We start from the raw sequence: 16,948 nt of genomic DNA on the forward strand, positions 1-16,948 counted from the left end.
AGTTGCCGAACCCTACGATTTTTATTTTCCTGCTTACGGCAACACTAACGGCACAGGCAGGCGATAAGGTCCGCGTAATGGGCGGCAAGATTGAGATCGTGTAACGCGACCAGCATAAAAAGATAATCTTTTGAATATCGTCCAATAACTTGCATCCCCCAAGTGATGGATATCAACATCCCCTGACCGTAGGATGTAGATGAATAGTGTCCTGCGTAAAATAAATACATTGATCCTGGTTGTTTGACCAGGTATCTGTCCGTTTAAATTTTAGCCATCTGCCAAAGTTGCGCGACCCAGTTTCGACAACTTCCAGTTTATTAAAAAGTTCCACTGAACACCAGTTGACTTTTTAAATCTTCATTCGAATTGCTGATATGCTCACACATAATAAGTACCCCTTAAATTACACACCTTCCTGGATAAAAACGAATATCTTCTCTGTGATTATCCTGATGCTATTACTGTCTGTCAGTATCTTGCCTATTATGGGCACTACACCAGCGCAAGCCTTACCCACTTCTCTCACTTTCATCGCTGAAGCTGATTCGCAAGTAAAGGAGTCTAGCCCCACCACGAACTACGGGAACTTTTCCTCTTTGCAGGCGGACGGTGCGAGCGACCCGGACGTGGAAGGTTTCATTCGTTTCACAGTCACCGGAATATCTGGCACAATCCAAAGCGCTACATTGCGCGTTTACGATACAACCAATGGTTCTGCCAATGGACCAGTTGTATATGGAACCGGCACTTCGTGGACAGAGACTGGTATTACCTGGAATAACCGTCCGCCCCGTATCACTGGTGCACTCGATAACAAGGGCAATATCAGTGTAGGCACCTGGGTGGAATACAATGTCACTTCGTTGGTGACCGGGGACGGAACATTCAGTTTTGTACTCGCCGCGGACAGCAACGATGCGGCCACGTTCTCTTCTCGTCAGGGAAGTCAGCCACCTCAATTGGTGGTCACGACTGATAACATTTCAACCCCAACACTCGACAATACTCCAACGCAGACACCTGTCCCATCTGTAACACTTACCAATACGCAAACATCAAGCTCTGTCCTCACTTTCATTGCTGAAGCTGATTCGCAAGTAAACGAATCCAACCCATCCACTAATTATGGTAAAAGCACCTATCTACAAGTAGACGGTGCAAGCGACCCGGACGTGGAAGTTTTCATTCGTTTCACAGTCACCGGAGTGTCTGGCGGAGTCCAAAGCGCTACATTGCGCGTTTACGATACAACCAATGGTTCTACCAATGGACCAGCTGTATATGGGACCGGCACTTCGTGGACGGAGACCGGCATTACTTGGAATAGCCGTCCGCCTCGTATCACAGGCGCACTCGATAACAAGGGCAATATCAGTGTAGGCACCTGGGTGGAATACAATGTCACTTCGTTGGTGATCGGGGATGGAACATTCAGCTTTGTGCTCGTGGCCGATAGCAACGATGCCGCCACTTTTTCTTCCCGCCAAGGCAGTCAGCCGCCTCAATTGGTGGTCACGGCTGATAACATTTCAACCCCGACACCGACTTTGACCATTGCCACAGATACTCCTACTCCAAGCCCCATCCCATCCGATAGCGTTGTTCTGGTTGGCGCTGGTGACATTTCAACATGCAGTAATAATAACGATGAGCTCACTGCACGGTTATTGGATAACATCCCCGGCACGGTGTTCACCGCTGGGGACAATGCCTATGTTAACGGTACGTATACTGAATATGTCAATTGCTACGATCCAACCTGGGGACGACACAAGTCCCGCACGAAACCGGTACCTGGGAATCATGAGTACAATACAGCAGGCGCGGCAGGCTATTTCCAATACTTCGACAATATTGATTCCTACTATGCCTATGACTTGGGTACCTGGCGTATTTATGCCTTGAATTCCGAGATCGACGTGTCAGCTTCAAGCCCTCAGGTGACCTGGTTGCAGGCTGATCTCGCCGCGCACCCCAGTCCCTGTGTATTGGCGTATTGGCATAGACCGCGCTGGTCATCAGGTCTCTCGCATGGCAGTGATCCTGAAATGCAGACATTGTGGCAGGTACTCTATGAAGCTGGAGCAGAGTTGGTGATTTCCGGCCATGAGCACCATTATGAAAGGTTTGCACAGATGGATACAGATGGCCTGGTGGTTTCACAGGGATTACGTGAATTCGTAGCTGGCATGGGAGGTGGTGCAGGCCACTATCCATTCGGTTCCATCTTGCCGGCCAGCGAGGTTCGTGATAACTCAGCCTACGGCGTGTTGAAATTGACCTTGAATGTCGGCAGCTATGATTGGCAATTTGTGCCCGTTGCCGGAGCAACATTTACTGATAGTGGTAACAGCATCTGCCACTAATCGATATGAATGAAAATGCTTTTGTAAAATAAACGCCAGTCTAATTAAACTGGCGTTTATTCTTTGACATTACTTTGTATCGGGTAATACCAGCGGAATATCCAGGAAGGGATGCTTGACCACTTGCACCGGCAGGCAATATGCATCGCGGATCAAATCCGGAAGAAGTACCTGCTCCGGTTTTCCTTGGGCTTTTATCTCCCCTGCAACCATGAGGGCGATACGGTCCGCATAATGGGCGGCGAGATTCAGATCATGAAGTGCAACGAGCACCGCGAGATTATCTTTGTGGGCAAGTTCAGATACCAATTCCAATAAACCAACTTGATATTGCAGATCCAAATGCGCGGTGGGTTCATCGAGTAACAGGATCGGCGTGGACTGGCACAAGGCACGAGCGAGTAATATGCGTTGTTGTTCTCCGCCAGAGAGTTCGCCCACGCGTCTATCTGCGAATGATAGTGCACTCACACGTCCCAAAGAATACCGCGCGAGTTCTTCATCCTTTTGTGAAGGCTGACCGAGAAAGCCCAGATAGGGCGTGCGTCCCATCAAGACGGTTTCCCACACGGTAAAGGCCGGGGGCATGGCTACGGCTTGGGGAACAGTAGCAACATATCGGGCGCGTTGAAGCGTCGAAAGCGAAGCGAAGTCATCGCCATTCGTGCGGACGTGTCCTGTATAAGGAATGACTCCGCTTGCGGCGCGGATGAGAGTCGATTTGCCTGCGCCGTTCGGGCCGATCAATGCGAGGACTTCTCCGCTTTTCACATGGAGAGAGACCTCATGCAAGATCTTGCGAGAGCCATACGAAACGGAAAGAGATTGAATATCCAGCATGGAGTTACTTTATTGAATTGTCCACTTTTCGCCGAGGCTCATGCCCAGCGTTTCGTAAATTTTTAAAGTAGCTTTGGAACGATTCAGTGTGTAGAAGTGAATGCCCGCCACGTTTTGATCGTAAAGGTCAAAGGCTTGCTCGGTGGCCCAATGAATGCCGATCTTTTCAACGGTCTCATCGTTTTCTGCGCGCAAGACCGCGCGTAATAACTTGGCGGGAATGCGAGACCCCAGCGATAACTCGGCCATGCGCTTCATTCCTTGCAGTGAAGAAATCGGCATCAAACCTGCCAGAATGGGAACTTTGATCCCGGCAATTTCACAACGTTCACAGAAATCATAAAAATCGCGGTTCTCGAAAAAGAGTTGCGTGCAGATGTAGTCTGCGCCTGCATCCACTTTTTCTTTGAGGTAATCCATTTCTTTCAAACGATTGGGCGTACCGGGATGTCCTTCTGGAAAACCTGCGACACCGATACCCAATTGTGGAAAATATTTTTTTACAAAGGCCACCACTTCAGATGCATATGCAAAGCCATTTGGTGACGGTTTGAAGTCAGTGCTTCCCTTGGGTGGATCACCACGCAAGGCCAGAATATTTTCTCCGCCCGCTTCCACATATCGTTCGAGTTGTCCCTTGATCTCATCGCGACTGCCGCCAACTGTCGTGAGGTGCATGACGGTGTTCAGTGGAGTCTCTTTCTGTAAACGGATCACCAGATCGTGAGTCAGATCTTTAGCAGAACCACCGGCGCCATACGTCACGCTGACAAACGATGGGCGGATGGGAGATAGATCGCTGATGGTTTGAAATAATGTGTGCGAACCTTCCTCTGTTTTGGGTGGGAAAAATTCAAAACTAAAGTGAACGCCTGGTTGGCCGAGTATTTTTGAGATGTGCATCGTATGGTTCGATCCTTTCAAAACAAAATGATGATTGCCTATTCTTTTTTGCGAACAAACAGACTAACTATAAATCTGTGGACATTGTAGCCGAGACATAACGAAATGCGACATACTTTAACTTTTTGATTTGACCTTCATCGGAATACCTGCCACCATGAACAGGACTTCATCCGCTTCTTTTGCCAACCTTTGATTTGCCCAGCCAATCCCATCACGGTATACACGCCCCATCTGATACGGCGGGACAAGTCCCAGCCCGACCTCATTCGAGACGATGAGCCAGTGTTGATTCGTTTTACGAGTAGCAGAAAGCAAATTGTCGATCTCGGTATGAACAGCTTGTAGGAACGGCTCTTCTTCCACGCGATCATCTTTCACGAATTGCATGATCAGATTGTTCATGAGCAACGTGATGCAATCCAGGATAACGATCTCCGAATGTATCCCCTCAACATGTGAAGCGATACCTGATGGAATCTCCAACGTTCCCCAATGTGCAGGGCGTTCTGCCTTATGCTTTTGAATCCGCGCGGACATTTCCTCGTCGAACGCCTGCGCCGTGGCAAGAAACGTAACAGACTTGCCAGTCTCTTCTGCCAGTTGCAACGCATACGATGATTTCCCACTGCGCGCACCGCCAAGGATGAGAGTGATCGCCGCCATTAAGAGAACCTCTCGAGCATTTCCATCGAAGAAAGAAAATCTTCTTCTGAAAAGATCTCAAGTGTCAACACGCCTTCGTAATTTGCACGGATCAATTCATCCCACACCGCACGGACCTTTTCTTCGGGCATATTGGCCAGCGACTTATGGTCACGTTCGGCCAGTCCGTGAATGTGGATGACGCGTGTACGTGGCAATGCGGCTCGCAAATAGGGAATCGGGTCGTGTTCATCCAGCCATAAATGACCGATATCCACACAGCGGCTGACGGGGATACGATCCAATACGGGCTGAATAAAACCAAGCGGATAGGTTTCTAAATTTTCAACCGCCAGTTTATCTGCGCCACCGGCCCACTCTGAAACGATCCCCAACGCACGGACGGAATGATCCTGCCAGCGTTTGATCGCATTTGCATCTGTGGAAGTGCGCACGGACTTTCCATCCAGATGCAAAACATACGCCCACGGATTCAAATCACGCACGCAATCAATCACGCGTTTGGCTTTCACCAGTGACACATCGCGCTCATCTCCATCCTCGCCCAACTTCAAATCGAGCGGCAAATGGACAGTGAAGGTCATGTCATAGTCGTGCGCAACCTGTTTGAGTTCGGCGATGGTTTCGTTAGATGGAAGATTGTTCGGACCATCGTCTACTTCAAAAAGGATCAATTCAATATCCCGAACCTTGCCAGCCAAATAACGCGCATTGGGAAGGATGTCATCGGGAATAATATAAGAGGTTGTGCCAAGCCGAAAAGGATATGTCATTCTGTCCTATATACCTCGGTGGCTGAACGCAAGCAGTCAAGCCACTTGTAAAGAAATGTTTTGAACCACTGAGACACGAAGGCACAGAGACAAAAATAAACTCTGTGTCTCAGTGTCTCCGTGGTTAGACTTTTGTGTTCTTCCAAGAGCTTATTGCTCCATTCACTACGACAGTGAATTTACAAACTTACAAATACCAACAATAAAATCACTTCAACAAATTCAACGATCATGCCGAACACGTCGCCTGTCACACCACCGATACGTGACTTTGCCAACCATAAAATGAAAGCCATTCCGAGTAACCCAGCAAGCAAGGCAATGAGTCCACGTGTTCCGAGCAGAATAGCAATTGCCAGTGGAATGATCGCGCCCCACCAGATGAATGAACGACGAAACCCTGTAGCAAAGTCCGCACCCATACCAGAGGGGCGAGCAAGAGGAAGCAGGCCTGCGGGCAAAATGCACCAACGTGCAAAACTTGCTGCGAGCAGAATGCCTAAACTGGAAGTGGGAGAAAGTGAAGCAAGCGTTGCGGCTTTGAGAAATAAAATCAACACCACTCCGATCACACCGAATGCGCCCATGCGTGGGTCTTTCATGATCTCAAGTCTGCGCTCAACTGATGCGCTGACGAACAAGCCGTCGCAACAATCTCCCAAACCGTCGAGGTGTAATCCGCCCGTCAACGCGACCCAAACGATCAGCGTAACAATACCGGCGACCAATGGCGGGAATACCAGCATCGAACCTGTCCATGTTAGCCATGTCAATGCACCGACAACCAACCCCACCAACGGAAACCATACAGCGGCACGTCCGCTATCGCCCGCCGACCAATCGTCGGGGAGCTTGAAGCGCAGAGTCGTCATCAATCCAAAAGCGATTCGCAGACTTCGCATTTATTCCTTCTCGCTCACGCCAGCCTCGCCAAACGTCGCCATCTCGTTCAACACTTTGCACGCGGCTTCGGCCATTGAGATTCCCAACGCCGCGCCTGTGCCTTCGCCGAGTCGCATGTCCAGATCAAGCAAAGGCTTCAAGCCTAGCCAATCTAGCATTAGTCCATGTCCATGCTCCTTCGAGCGATGTGCCGAGATCAAATAATCCCTGCATTGCGGCGCAACCGTCACTGCGATCATCGCGGCGGCGGTGGAAATGAATCCATCTACCATCACAGGCACACGTTTTGATGCCGCGCCGATCATCACACCCGCCAGCCCGCCGATCTCAAAGCCGCCTACCTTTGACAGCACGTCGAGTCCATCGTTCGCGTTCGGCTTGTTTACACTCAACGCGCGTTCGATCACTGCGATCTTTCGTTTCAAACCTTCATCGTCCACACCGGTGCCACGCCCTGCAATGTCTTTCGGATGTTGCTTCAACAGCACGCATGCAATCGCCGCAGATGGAGTCGTGTTGCCGATTCCCATATCGCCGGTGCCGATGATGTCTGCGCCGTGAGCGATTTCTGCTAATGCAATTTCGATTCCGCTTTGAATTGATTCTTCTGCCTGAGCACGCGTCATTGCTGGACCTTGAGCCAGATTCGCCGTCCCCGAAGCGACTCTACGCCGAAGCAGATTCTTATCATCCGTTGGAATGTCATTGGCAACGCCCATATCCACTACAACGACTCTTGCACCAACATGACGTGCCAACACGTTGATCGCCGCGCCACCCGCGAGAAAGTTCAATACCATTTGCGGAGTCACTTCCTGTGGGTAGGCGCTGACTCCCTCCGCAACGACGCCATGGTCACCGGCCATGGTGATGATAACCTTCTCTTTGATGGATGGCCTTGCGTTTCCTGTGATCCCCGCCAGTTGAATGGATAACTCTTCAAGCCTGCCCAAACTACCAGCAGGCTTGGTCAACATGTTTTGTCTCTCCCGTGCCGCCTGCATGGCAGACTCGTCGAGCGGTTGTATTTGTTGGATAACTTCTTCAAAAGACATTCTGTATGTCATCCCTTCGGGATTGGAATTGATATTGCTTGTTCTATAATCATTTCACTCCTTCGGAGTTGTGTAATCCCAATGGAATGAAATGGCAGTTCATCTTTTTTTCTGCCGATCTCTGATAACTGATCACTTTTTATTTCTTCTTAAAATTCAACACCAGCTTGTGCGACGATACCCTGGTCAAAGGGATGTTTGATCGGAGTGACCTCGCTGACGAGGTCAGCTTGTTGGATCAAGGCGTCAGGGGCAGAACGGCCGGTGATAACAAGATGCAGGTTCGATGGGCGATTGAGGCGGAGCCAGTCCAGCACTTCATTTGTGTCGAGCCAGTTGTAAGTCAGTGTGTAGGTGAATTCATCCAGCACGATCAAGTCATAGTTCCCGCTGGAAATTTTTTCTTTTGCGATCTCCCAACCGTGATGTGCCCGCGCAATGGTTTCATTCATATCTTTGGATGTCCATGTGAAGCCATCGCCTGTGGCGTGCCATTCGATGCCGAGCTTTTTTGCGGCTTTGATCTCGCCCCATTGACCGGTTTCTGCTTTGATGAATTGAATGACACAGATGCGGAAGTCGCGCCCCCATGCTCGTAAAACCATACCAAAGGCGGCGGTGGATTTTCCTTTGCCGTCACCTGTATTGACGATCAGTAATCCTTTTTTCATAGTTGTTTCCTTTTGGAAATGTCAGGAGCAAACCCCTGATTCCATATTCACCACAAGCCTTGATTCTTTGCGCGTCGCAACACCCACAAAAAGAACGGCGCGCCTGCCAGTGAAGTGACAATACCCACGGGCAACTCTTGCGGTGCGATGATGATGCGGGAGAACACGTCTGCAAATAACAACACAGAGGCGCCTCCGAGAATGCTAAGAGGAATGATGCGGCGATAGTCCACGCCCCACCACATGCGCACAACATGCGGAACGACCAACCCCACGAAGCCGATGATGCCCGCGAACGATACGGCAGCGGCTGTGACCAGTGATGCCGCCAGAATAATAATGACCTTGGTGCGCCTTACATCCAATCCCATTTGCTTGGCCTGGTCATCGCCAAATTGTAGAAGATTCAAGGAGTAGCCGCTTAAGACCAATGTTGTCAGGCCAACGGCAAGATAGGGAATGAGGACGAGCGTTACATCCCAGCCGACCAGACTCACACCTCCCAATAACCATCCAATGGCACGACGCACTTCGTCGGTGGAGCGAAGCATTAGAAATGATGTTAGCGATGTAGCGAAGGATGAAACTGCCACACCCGCCAGGATCAAGTTGGTGGTGGGCACTGTGCCACCTACATGGGCAAAGGTGTAAACGATGTACACGGTCAATAGACTGGTGATGAACGCCACCAGCGGCACGGCCAGCAATCCTAGTGTTGTATAGGGCCATTTGATCGACATCGCCATGATCGCACCCAAGCCTGCGCCTGAAGCTGCGCCGATCAAAAAAGGATCGGCCAGTGGGTTGCGGAAGAGTCCCTGATAGGATGCGCCACTCCCTGCCAATGCCGCGCCTACCATTGCGATCAACAATGTGCGAGGCAAACGGATATCCCACAAAATGGTGCGGAATGTATCATTGGTCGAGACACCGCTCAACGCCCGCCAAACTTCCGTTGGAGGAATGAATACGGAACCGATCCCCAAACTTAAGAGGAGCATGACCGCTAATACGAAAATGGAAATAAGGAGAGGCGTGCGCATGGAATATATGGGCCAACAGACAGCTTATCCGTCTGTTGGCCATCTTTTATCTTATTTGAATAGATCGGGACGCATCAACTTGGCGAATTCTTCGAGCGCATCCACCAAGCGCGGACCGGGGCGACTGGCGAGGTCATCGTTGAACGGTAGGACTTGTCCGTTCTTGACCGCGCTTAAATTTTCCCAGCCGGGGCGCTGTGCGATGGATTCAGCAGTGACGCCATATTTCGAATCACCGAGGAAGATGAAGGCCGGGTCCGCGGCTACTACCTGCTCAAGACTCAATTGAGGATACCCTTCAATATCGCTGGCGATGTTGTAACCACCTGCACGGTCGATTAGTAAAGTAATGAATGAACCCTTGCCTGCGGTGTAAGGCTTGGCCGGGTCGCTACCATCGATTTCATAGAACACGCTGAAGCGGGAACTCAGTGGCGCGATCTTTTGATCCACAGCTTCCACACGTGCCTTGAGTGACTCGATCAAAGTGGCGGCTTCTGTCTCACGCCCGGTCAGTTGGGCTACGATCTCGAGATTCCCGTACATTTCCTCCAGAGTCAAAGGGTTTTTGAGGTAATAGACCGTGAGGCCAAGATCTTCGAGTGCCTTGACCTGTTCGGGTGTGTTGATCTCAGCCGCTAAAACAAGATCGGGCTTGAGAGAAACGATCATCTCTGTATTCAGTGCTTCAAAAGCGGAGCCAATATCGGTGACGCTGGCCGCTTCGGCAGGATAATCGGAAAGCTGATCGCGCCCAACAACCTGTGTCCCTGCACCGACGGCAAACAAGATTTCCGTGTTCGATGGCGCAAGCGAGATCACGCGTTGAGCAGGGCCTGCGAGTTTGACCTCACGTCCCAGGCCATCGGTGAAGGTTAGACCTGTTGATTCAGTTGGCGCTTCGGTAGGGGCAACAGTGGCGGGAAGAGCATCGGGAATTTGTGTGGGAACAGAAACAATTGTCGGTGTGGCTTGAGGCGCACATGCCGTAAGAAGCACGATCAATAAAGTGATCAGTAAGGTTTTACGAAACATCTTTTCTCCTAGAAATTTTGTATATAAGAATCAAAATCCCCAGACAATGCTGGGGAGGTTGGAGAGGCAATCCGATTGGCCGTCATCCACCTCCTTTTCGCGAGAGTGTGGCGAACCGACCAGAGCGGGCGACCTGACTTCATTAGCTAGTAGCTGTTAGCCGTTAGCTTTTAGCCCAGAGGCTAATCGCTAATAGCTGATCGCTAAACGCTAACTCACAGTTGCGCGACAGTGCTGGAATTACACCAGCTTCGCCGCTTGCTGATCGTATTTAATTGTTGGTATTGTATGTCGTGACGGCAGGAACGTCAACCTGCGATTTGGCATGCAGATAAAGAACGATAGTAATGATGATCGTTACCGCGTTCAATGTGATATTCCCATTGCGCGAATAGAGAATGATCGCAAACGATGGGATGAGGTAACTCAACACAACAGTGATCTTTGCGAGAATGCCTTTTGAATTCACCAGAACCGCGAATGGCACGAGCAACAAAATAAAATCATAGTTATAAAGATACGGGCTGACGAGCAAAGTGATAAGCAATGCCGATGTGACCAATACATCTGGTGACTTTATCAGCGACTTTCGGATCAACCAAAACAAAACCATGAGCGCAATTAACAAGACCAACGCGATTATGGCGGCTTTTCTTAGCGAACCATCGAACAGCCAACGTGACATCCACACCGGTACACTGGAACATTCGGAGCACGATGAAACGTTACCTTCGCCCTGATACCCCAACAACATCTTCGGATAATTGATGAACCACAACGGGTCCGCGATGAGACTGACGACTCCCATTACGATTCCCGTGATGACGATGGAACGCATCGCTCTTTGTCCATAGTTGCTTCGGCCTACGATCAACCATCCCAACACTGACAATAGAATCAGCCCGCCGATGTGTGGCTTGAACGTGAGAAGGACTGCTCCCAGTGTGGTGAGTAGAATATTTTCTTTTCGCAAAGAATAGATCAATAACGATGTGCCAAGCAATGCAGGGAAGCCATACTGCCCTACTGCCAATGCGCCAATGACCGGCAAGAAGAACAATGCCAGCGCGAAAGAGACCAAACGCAAGCGGCCATTCCATCCATCTGTAAGAAACCACGCGGATAGGAACAACATCACGAGATTGATCTCAAACCATAGGGCACCCGCTGATTGAATTGGCATCATCCCCAAATAGAATGTGCTGAGCATATACCAAGGCGGATATGGAAAGCGCGGCATGAAGAAACGATCTGAGGGTGGGTTGACGGTGGAACGTGCGAGCGCCTCCATGCTGGGAATATCGTACACATGCACGCCGTGGACAAGAGCCATATCCGCGTAATAGATGGCGCTGAAGTCTGACCCAACAGGCAGGGTGTTGGGCACATAGATCGCCACAGCGAATAGGATGATGACTAAAAGGAAAGATGCAACGAGAAAGATGATGAGGCGTTTCATGCTGGCTTCGCTATTTTACGCAATAAGATGTGAAAACGTAACCAATGGAATGGGTAAAGCAGATACCAATATAGAAAGCCGGGCAGTCCGCGTGGAGAGAAAAAGAGAGTCTGAGATGTATCGTCCTGCTCAAGCCAGAGTTCGCCGAAGAAATTGCTATCGTGTTCACGTATGGAGTCAGCCAGCTTGCTGGCGGCGGGAGCAAGCTCCCTGATTCCATAAGAATGAAGAATAAAACACCCCTCATGTTTCAGGGATTTTGGTTTCGAGTCACCATCCACCCAAACGCGTTCGATGTGATCGGGGTGTGTGAAACCAAGCGCTTTTTGTGTGGCGGCGTCGAAGTCTATGAGTTGCACTTCGGGGAAGATTTTCAGCGCATCGGGATGTTTGACAACACTATCTGAGGATAGGCCACCGATTAATGCGTAGGCAATGGTGTAAGGGACGGGAGTCATGAGGCCCACACCGAAAGCCATAAACCAGAGTGGGACGCCGGGGATGAGAAACATGAAGCGTTTAAGTCCGCGGGCGCGGGCGTAGCGGACCATCAATTCGCTGTATTCATGAACATCAGGACCGCCGATCTCGAAAACGCCTCCACGGCCGTTGGGGTTGGTGAGTGCGGCGAAGAGGTAGTCGATCACGTTCTGTGTAGCGATGGGCTGAGACTTGTTCTTCAGCCACATGGGACCGGGCACAATGGGACATAGCTCGGTCATGAAGCGGATCATTTCAAAAGAAATGCTTCCTGAACCGGTGATCACCCCCGCGCGGAATTCTGTGACCGGTACTTTGCTTTCGCGCAAAACTTTGCCTGTTTCAATGCGAGAACGCATGTGAGGCGCGATGTGTTGTTCGGGGTCAGCGAGGCCACCAAGATAGATGATGTGCTCAACACCTGCACGTTCTGCGGCGGATGTGAATGCACGGGCGGAGTCTAGCTCGATGGTTGTGTAACCATGTCCATGCGACATGTTGTGGATGAGGTAATAGGCAGTGTGAACACCGTTGAGTGCATTGGCTAATGTTGAGGGGGAAGTGACGTCCGCTTGGACAATGTCTATTTTGTTGAACCAGGCCCGCCCTTTGAGGCGAAGCGGGTTTCGGGCGAGGGCACGGACAAGATAGCCGTGCTCCAATAAACGGGGGATGAGTCTGCTTGCAATATATCCTGTCGCGCCGGTGACGAGGATAAGTTTATCCATATGAGTGGGCTAGGACGCGCGCGCGCGATGCCAGCCGGTTTGTGAGACCATCGAAGATGAAGCGATGAGGAATCCACATGGCGTACCAATATAGAAAACCGAAGAGGCCGTACGAAGCAAAGTAAGCAGTGACGGTGAAAAGAGTTTTTCCATCCTGTGGTTCAGATTTGAATTCAAGCCATGCTTTGCCGGGTAGTTTCATTTCAGCACGCAAACGTAGAAGACGATCTTGCTCCACTTCCTCAACGCGCCAAAAATCAAGTGACTCGCCTGCACGCACTTCATCGGGATGACGACGACCGCGCCTCAATCCCACGCCGCCAACTGCTTTATCCATCCATCCGCGCATGGCCCACGCCCAATCCATATACATCCATCCGCGTGTGCCGCCAATACCCATATAGGAACGAAACACAGTTTCGGGTTTCAGATCGAGAAGCACCTGACGTGTTTCGATGTACATGCCATCTTCGACCGTGAACTTGTATGGTTTGATGTCGCCCGCAACCGTGACAAGCGCATCGGCCCAACTGGTTTCAACATTATCGCGTTGGATGCGTCCAAGCGCGAGGTGGACGGCGGTTTGGAAATCGATCGGCTTGATCTGTGGGAATAATTTCTTCGCCGTTTCATTTCGGACGATGAGGTTGGCTCGCAGACCTTCGATCAATGGCAACACGAGACGCCAATGAATGGGTGTGATCATGTGCACCCAATACGCGGAGAGACGCGGTGCATTGAATGGCAAGCGAATCTGATATCGTTTGAAGCCACGTTCTTTTGCGTATTCGAGGAGCATTTGTGCGTAAGTAAGGCGAGTGGGACCGCCGATCTCGATGAGACGGCCATTGCTTTCGGGTGTCTCAAGTGCGTCAATGAGATAGGACATGACATCGCGTATGGCGATGGGTTGTGCTTGTGAGTAGAACCATGCGGGGCACATCAGTAATGGTTCGCGTTCGGAGAGATAACGGATCATCTCAAATAACGCGGAACCCGAGCCGACGATCATACCCGCGCGAAATTCGGTGACGGGTACACTGCTCGAACGCAGGATGTATCCGGTCTCGTGGCGGGAGCGCAGATAAGGAGAAAGATCGGCAATGGGGTCAACGAGTTCGCCGAGATAAATGATCTGCTCGATACGTGCTTCATCTGCGGCGTTGGCAAAGTTGCGTGCAACGGTCAGGTCGCGGTCAGCATTGTCTTTGCCGCCCTGTTTGCCATGGATGAGGTAATATGCAACATGTACACCCTTCATAGCTTCGGTCAGTGTGCCTTCGGCGAGTGCATCGCCGGTGACAACTTCCACCTTGTCGAGCCAGGGGCGTCCATGCAAGCGGGCCGGGTCACGGACGAGGACACGCACGCGGTAGCCCGCTTCAAGCAGACGCGGTACGAGCCGTCCGCCGACGTAGCCAGTGGCACCAGTAACGAGGATGAGTTTGGGTGTAGGCATAATAATCAGAGTGTATTGGTGGTTTCGATACCTTCGTACTCAACCACCGGGTGATACAAAGATTGTATCCCACCCATCAATTCCATGCTATGATAAAAGGCATCTATGCAGGCGGCGAATCCTCCTACATCTTTCCGTGAACAATTGACCACACAGCCTCCGCTGATGTGGTTTTCGCTTGCTTTTCTCTTGGGGATAGTTATAGGGAAGTTGATTCCCCTTTCCCTTTTGGTTTGGCTGGGACTGGCTGTCATCTTTATTATTCTTGCCATTGTCGCACTCATTGTTGTTTCAAGACTCAAGCTTTCCTTTCTGGGACGTGCTCAAGATACTGCCTTTTTCTTTATTCTATTTTTTGGTTTGTTTCTAGGCGCCGCACGGTATCAATTTTCGGTTCCGCATTTCGATGCCTTCCACATTGCCTTTTACAATGACCGTGATTACGAATTACTCGTCACCGGAACTCTGGTTGAACCTCCTGATTACCGCGATAGTTATACAAATTTGCGCGTAAAAGTTAATGCAGTGGATACGGGCGACGGCGATTTGAACGTGGGCGGCTTGATCCTTGTCCGTGCATCGAACAATCAACTCTTCGAATATGGCGAGCAGATCCGCTTACGGGGCAAGTTAAAGACTCCGCCCGAGGACGAGGAGTTCTCATATCGTGATTATCTGGCCGCAAAGAATATTCACTCCTATATGACCGGTGCAGAGATCACCGTCTTGCCGGGCAATGGTGGGAATCCGTTCGTTCGAGCATTGTATGCTTTCAAACAGAAATCCCTTGATAATATTTATCAACTCTTCCCCGACCCTGAATCTTCGTTGCTCGCGGGTATTTTATTGGGTGTAGATGCAGGCCTCACAAAGGAATTACAGCAAGCCTTCAAGAATACAGGCACGGCGCACATTATCGCCATCTCAGGTTTTAACATCAGCATCATTGCGGGGATCTTCTTTGCGTTCTTTAGCCGTTTCCTTGGTAATAAACGTGGTGCTGTCGTCGCAATTGTTGGCATTGTGTTGTATACATTTATTGTGGGAGCAGATGCGGCAGTGGTGCGCGCTGCAGTCATGGGCATTCTGGCGTTATGGGCAAGACAGCTTGGACGTCGACAAGTAGCATTGAATACCTTGCTCGTCGTCGCATTTCTGATGTGTATGTGGAATCCGCTCTATGTTTGGGATGTGGGATTCCAGCTTTCATTCTTTGCTACGCTCGGTCTCATTTTATATGCCACACCATTTTCAGAATTTGCGAATAGAATCATCACAAGATATTTCCCAACGTCCACGGCTGAACGTGCGGCAGAACTTTTTTCTGAGTTTGTTTTGCTCACGCTTGCCGCGCAACTGACAACTATTCCGATCATGGCTTATCACTTTCAACGTATCTCTCTCGTTTCGTTCATTGCCAACCCGTTCATCCTGCCTGTGCAACCGGCGGTGATGATCATCGGTGGGCTGGCCGTGTTGTTGAGTCATGTGTGGTTTTTACTCGGTCAACTTGTGGCGTGGATCGCCTGGCCATTTGTCGTATACACGATCCGCATGGTGGAGTTGTTTGACAAGGTGCCGCATGGGACGATCTTCCTTGGGGATTTCTCCATCTGGTTCGTGATCCTGTTCTATGCAACGCTCTTTTCTTTAACGGCTGGCTGGTCCAGTTTCAAAGAGTGGATTCGGTCCATTGGGCAAAGAGCAGGCTCGATTGGAGTCGGAAGCGGGATCATCATCCTTATCATCGGTTTGTTGTTGGTATGGCGTGCGGCGATCGCTATCCCAGATGGACTCTTGCATGTCACGTTCTTAAATGTAGGTTCGGCGGATGGCGTGTTGATCAAAACGCCGTCGGGTAAAAACATTCTGGTCAATGGCGGAGAGAATGTAACAACACTATCAGACCAACTTGGCAGGCGGGTTTCCTCGTTCGATAGAAAATTGGATTGGTTGGTCGTTGCCTCGCCGAACGAAGAACAGGTGGCCGCGTTGCCACGTGTGCTCGAACGATATCCGACAGATGCGGTGTTGTGGAGCGGGAACCGACAAGCTTCTTTTTCAGTGGGTGTGTTGAATGAGTATTTGGTCCTGAAGGGCGTGCCTGAGACAGAAGCAAAAAAAGGCGATGTGCTTGATCTAGGCGACGGCGCAACATTAACTGTATTGACAGCCGGGCCGCGCGGTTCCGTGTTGTTGCTGGAGTATCAGAACTTCCGCACTCTATTGCCAATCGGCATGAGCTTTGAAGCGCTGGATGAATTGGAATATGGGAAAACCGTTGGACCTGTGACCGTGCTGTCGTTAGCCGATGCGGGATATGTCGCATCGAATCCAGAAGAGTGGATCGTAAATTTAAACCCCGAGCTGGTTGTGTTGAGCGTATCCGCTGCTGACTCGAACGGCAGACCTGATGGTGAAGTGCTTGATACCGTGAAAGGGTATTCCCTCTTACGCACGGACGCAAATGGGTGGATCGAGATCGCGACGAACGGCTCGCAGATGTGGGTGAATGTGGAAAGGTCCGTGACAGCGGAGCCAACTGTCGCTCCGTGAGCTGCAAC

The 16,948-nt window shown here is 50.5% G+C and carries 14 protein-coding genes, 1 pseudogene and 1 riboswitch; of the genes and pseudogenes, 2 read left to right on the top strand and 13 right to left on the bottom strand.

What is annotated here, in order from left to right:
• Positions 1-44 precede the first annotated feature (44 nt).
• Complete coding sequence (locus IPP66_05580) at positions 45-230, bottom strand: hypothetical protein (protein ID MBK9924749.1); 186 nt, start codon at positions 228-230, stop codon at positions 45-47.
• Between the two features lie 258 nt (positions 231-488).
• On the opposite strand from IPP66_05580, the gene IPP66_05585 reads away from it, so the two are divergent.
• Positions 489-2,369, top strand: a complete 1,881-nt coding sequence (locus IPP66_05585; protein ID MBK9924750.1) for a DNRLRE domain-containing protein — start codon at positions 489-491, stop codon at positions 2,367-2,369.
• Positions 2,370-2,438: 69 nt separating this feature from the next.
• Here IPP66_05585 and IPP66_05590 read toward each other — a convergent pair whose 3' ends face one another.
• From IPP66_05590 to IPP66_05645, 12 genes and pseudogenes are all read right to left on the bottom strand, one after another.
• Positions 2,439-3,209, bottom strand: a complete 771-nt coding sequence (locus IPP66_05590) for an ABC transporter ATP-binding protein (GenBank protein MBK9924751.1) — start codon at positions 3,207-3,209, stop codon at positions 2,439-2,441.
• 9 nt (positions 3,210-3,218) lie between these two features.
• Positions 3,219-4,112, bottom strand: a complete 894-nt coding sequence (gene metF / locus IPP66_05595) for a methylenetetrahydrofolate reductase [NAD(P)H] (GenBank protein ID MBK9924752.1) — start codon at positions 4,110-4,112, stop codon at positions 3,219-3,221.
• Positions 4,113-4,229: 117 nt separating this feature from the next.
• Positions 4,230-4,778 carry a bifunctional adenosylcobinamide kinase/adenosylcobinamide-phosphate guanylyltransferase gene (gene cobU / locus IPP66_05600; protein MBK9924753.1) on the bottom strand — a complete coding sequence of 183 codons (549 nt, stop codon included), beginning with the start codon at positions 4,776-4,778 and terminating at the stop codon, positions 4,230-4,232.
• On the bottom strand, positions 4,778-5,551 hold the full coding sequence (locus tag IPP66_05605) for a sugar phosphate isomerase/epimerase (protein MBK9924754.1): 774 nt from the start codon (positions 5,549-5,551) through the stop codon (positions 4,778-4,780). Before IPP66_05605 ends, cobU begins: the two co-directional genes overlap by 1 nt.
• A 179-nt stretch (positions 5,552-5,730) precedes the next feature.
• On the bottom strand, positions 5,731-6,453 hold the full coding sequence (gene cobS, locus IPP66_05610) for an adenosylcobinamide-GDP ribazoletransferase (GenBank protein ID MBK9924755.1): 723 nt from the start codon (positions 6,451-6,453) through the stop codon (positions 5,731-5,733).
• Positions 6,454-7,509, bottom strand: a complete 1,056-nt coding sequence (gene cobT, locus IPP66_05615) for a nicotinate-nucleotide--dimethylbenzimidazole phosphoribosyltransferase (protein MBK9924756.1) — start codon at positions 7,507-7,509, stop codon at positions 6,454-6,456.
• Positions 7,510-7,658: 149 nt separating this feature from the next.
• Complete coding sequence (cobO, locus tag IPP66_05620; GenBank protein MBK9924757.1) at positions 7,659-8,180, bottom strand: cob(I)yrinic acid a,c-diamide adenosyltransferase; 522 nt, start codon at positions 8,178-8,180, stop codon at positions 7,659-7,661.
• A 47-nt stretch (positions 8,181-8,227) separates the two neighbouring features.
• Positions 8,228-9,181 carry an iron ABC transporter permease gene (locus IPP66_05625; GenBank protein ID MBK9924758.1) on the bottom strand — a complete coding sequence of 318 codons (954 nt, stop codon included), beginning with the start codon at positions 9,179-9,181 and terminating at the stop codon, positions 8,228-8,230.
• Between the two features lie 93 nt (positions 9,182-9,274).
• Entirely contained in the window at positions 9,275-10,258 is a 984-nt protein-coding gene (locus tag IPP66_05630; GenBank protein MBK9924759.1) for a cobalamin-binding protein, read from the bottom strand.
• A gap of 109 nt (positions 10,259-10,367) precedes the next feature.
• Positions 10,368-10,590: riboswitch (cobalamin riboswitch) on the bottom strand.
• Between the two features lie 188 nt (positions 10,591-10,778).
• Positions 10,779-11,717: pseudogene (locus IPP66_05635) on the bottom strand (DUF2029 domain-containing protein).
• Positions 11,714-12,925: an NAD(P)H-binding protein gene (locus IPP66_05640; GenBank protein ID MBK9924760.1), complete on the bottom strand. Its 1,212-nt coding sequence runs from the start codon at positions 12,923-12,925 to the stop codon at positions 11,714-11,716. Before IPP66_05640 ends, IPP66_05635 begins: the two are co-directional and overlap by 4 nt.
• On the bottom strand, positions 12,918-14,384 hold the full coding sequence (locus IPP66_05645; GenBank protein ID MBK9924761.1) for a DUF2867 domain-containing protein: 1,467 nt from the start codon (positions 14,382-14,384) through the stop codon (positions 12,918-12,920). The genes IPP66_05640 and IPP66_05645 overlap by 8 nt, the downstream gene beginning before the upstream one ends.
• Before the next feature lie 105 nt (positions 14,385-14,489).
• Here IPP66_05645 and IPP66_05650 point away from each other — a divergent pair, with 105 nt between their 5' ends.
• Positions 14,490-16,940: a ComEC/Rec2 family competence protein gene (locus IPP66_05650; protein ID MBK9924762.1), complete on the top strand. Its 2,451-nt coding sequence runs from the start codon at positions 14,490-14,492 to the stop codon at positions 16,938-16,940.
• Positions 16,941-16,948: the final 8 nt, after the last annotated feature.

This window comes from Candidatus Defluviilinea proxima, assembly GCA_016721115.1.
In the GTDB taxonomy this organism is placed as follows: domain Bacteria; phylum Chloroflexota; class Anaerolineae; order Anaerolineales; family Villigracilaceae; genus Defluviilinea; species Defluviilinea proxima.

Excerpts from the sequence above, each read along its gene's own strand:
- IPP66_05580 (MBK9924749.1), bottom strand. The coding sequence starts at position 230 with ATGTATTTATTTTACGCAGGACACTATTCATCTACATCCTACGGTCAG.
- IPP66_05585 (MBK9924750.1), top strand. The coding sequence starts at position 489 with ATGGGCACTACACCAGCGCAAGCCTTACCCACTTCTCTCACTTTCATC.
- IPP66_05650 (MBK9924762.1), top strand. The coding sequence starts at position 14,490 with ATGCAGGCGGCGAATCCTCCTACATCTTTCCGTGAACAATTGACCACA.
- IPP66_05645 (MBK9924761.1), bottom strand. The coding sequence starts at position 14,384 with ATGCCTACACCCAAACTCATCCTCGTTACTGGTGCCACTGGCTACGTC.
- cobU (MBK9924753.1), bottom strand. The coding sequence starts at position 4,778 with ATGGCGGCGATCACTCTCATCCTTGGCGGTGCGCGCAGTGGGAAATCA.
- IPP66_05605 (MBK9924754.1), bottom strand. The coding sequence starts at position 5,551 with ATGACATATCCTTTTCGGCTTGGCACAACCTCTTATATTATTCCCGAT.
- cobS (MBK9924755.1), bottom strand. The coding sequence starts at position 6,453 with ATGCGAAGTCTGCGAATCGCTTTTGGATTGATGACGACTCTGCGCTTC.
- cobT (MBK9924756.1), bottom strand. The coding sequence starts at position 7,509 with ATGTCTTTTGAAGAAGTTATCCAACAAATACAACCGCTCGACGAGTCT.
- IPP66_05590 (MBK9924751.1), bottom strand. The coding sequence starts at position 3,209 with ATGCTGGATATTCAATCTCTTTCCGTTTCGTATGGCTCTCGCAAGATC.
- IPP66_05640 (MBK9924760.1), bottom strand. The coding sequence starts at position 12,925 with ATGGATAAACTTATCCTCGTCACCGGCGCGACAGGATATATTGCAAGC.
- IPP66_05625 (MBK9924758.1), bottom strand. The coding sequence starts at position 9,181 with ATGCTCCTCTTAAGTTTGGGGATCGGTTCCGTATTCATTCCTCCAACG.
- IPP66_05630 (MBK9924759.1), bottom strand. The coding sequence starts at position 10,258 with ATGTTTCGTAAAACCTTACTGATCACTTTATTGATCGTGCTTCTTACG.
- cobO (MBK9924757.1), bottom strand. The coding sequence starts at position 8,180 with ATGAAAAAAGGATTACTGATCGTCAATACAGGTGACGGCAAAGGAAAA.
- metF (MBK9924752.1), bottom strand. The coding sequence starts at position 4,112 with ATGCACATCTCAAAAATACTCGGCCAACCAGGCGTTCACTTTAGTTTT.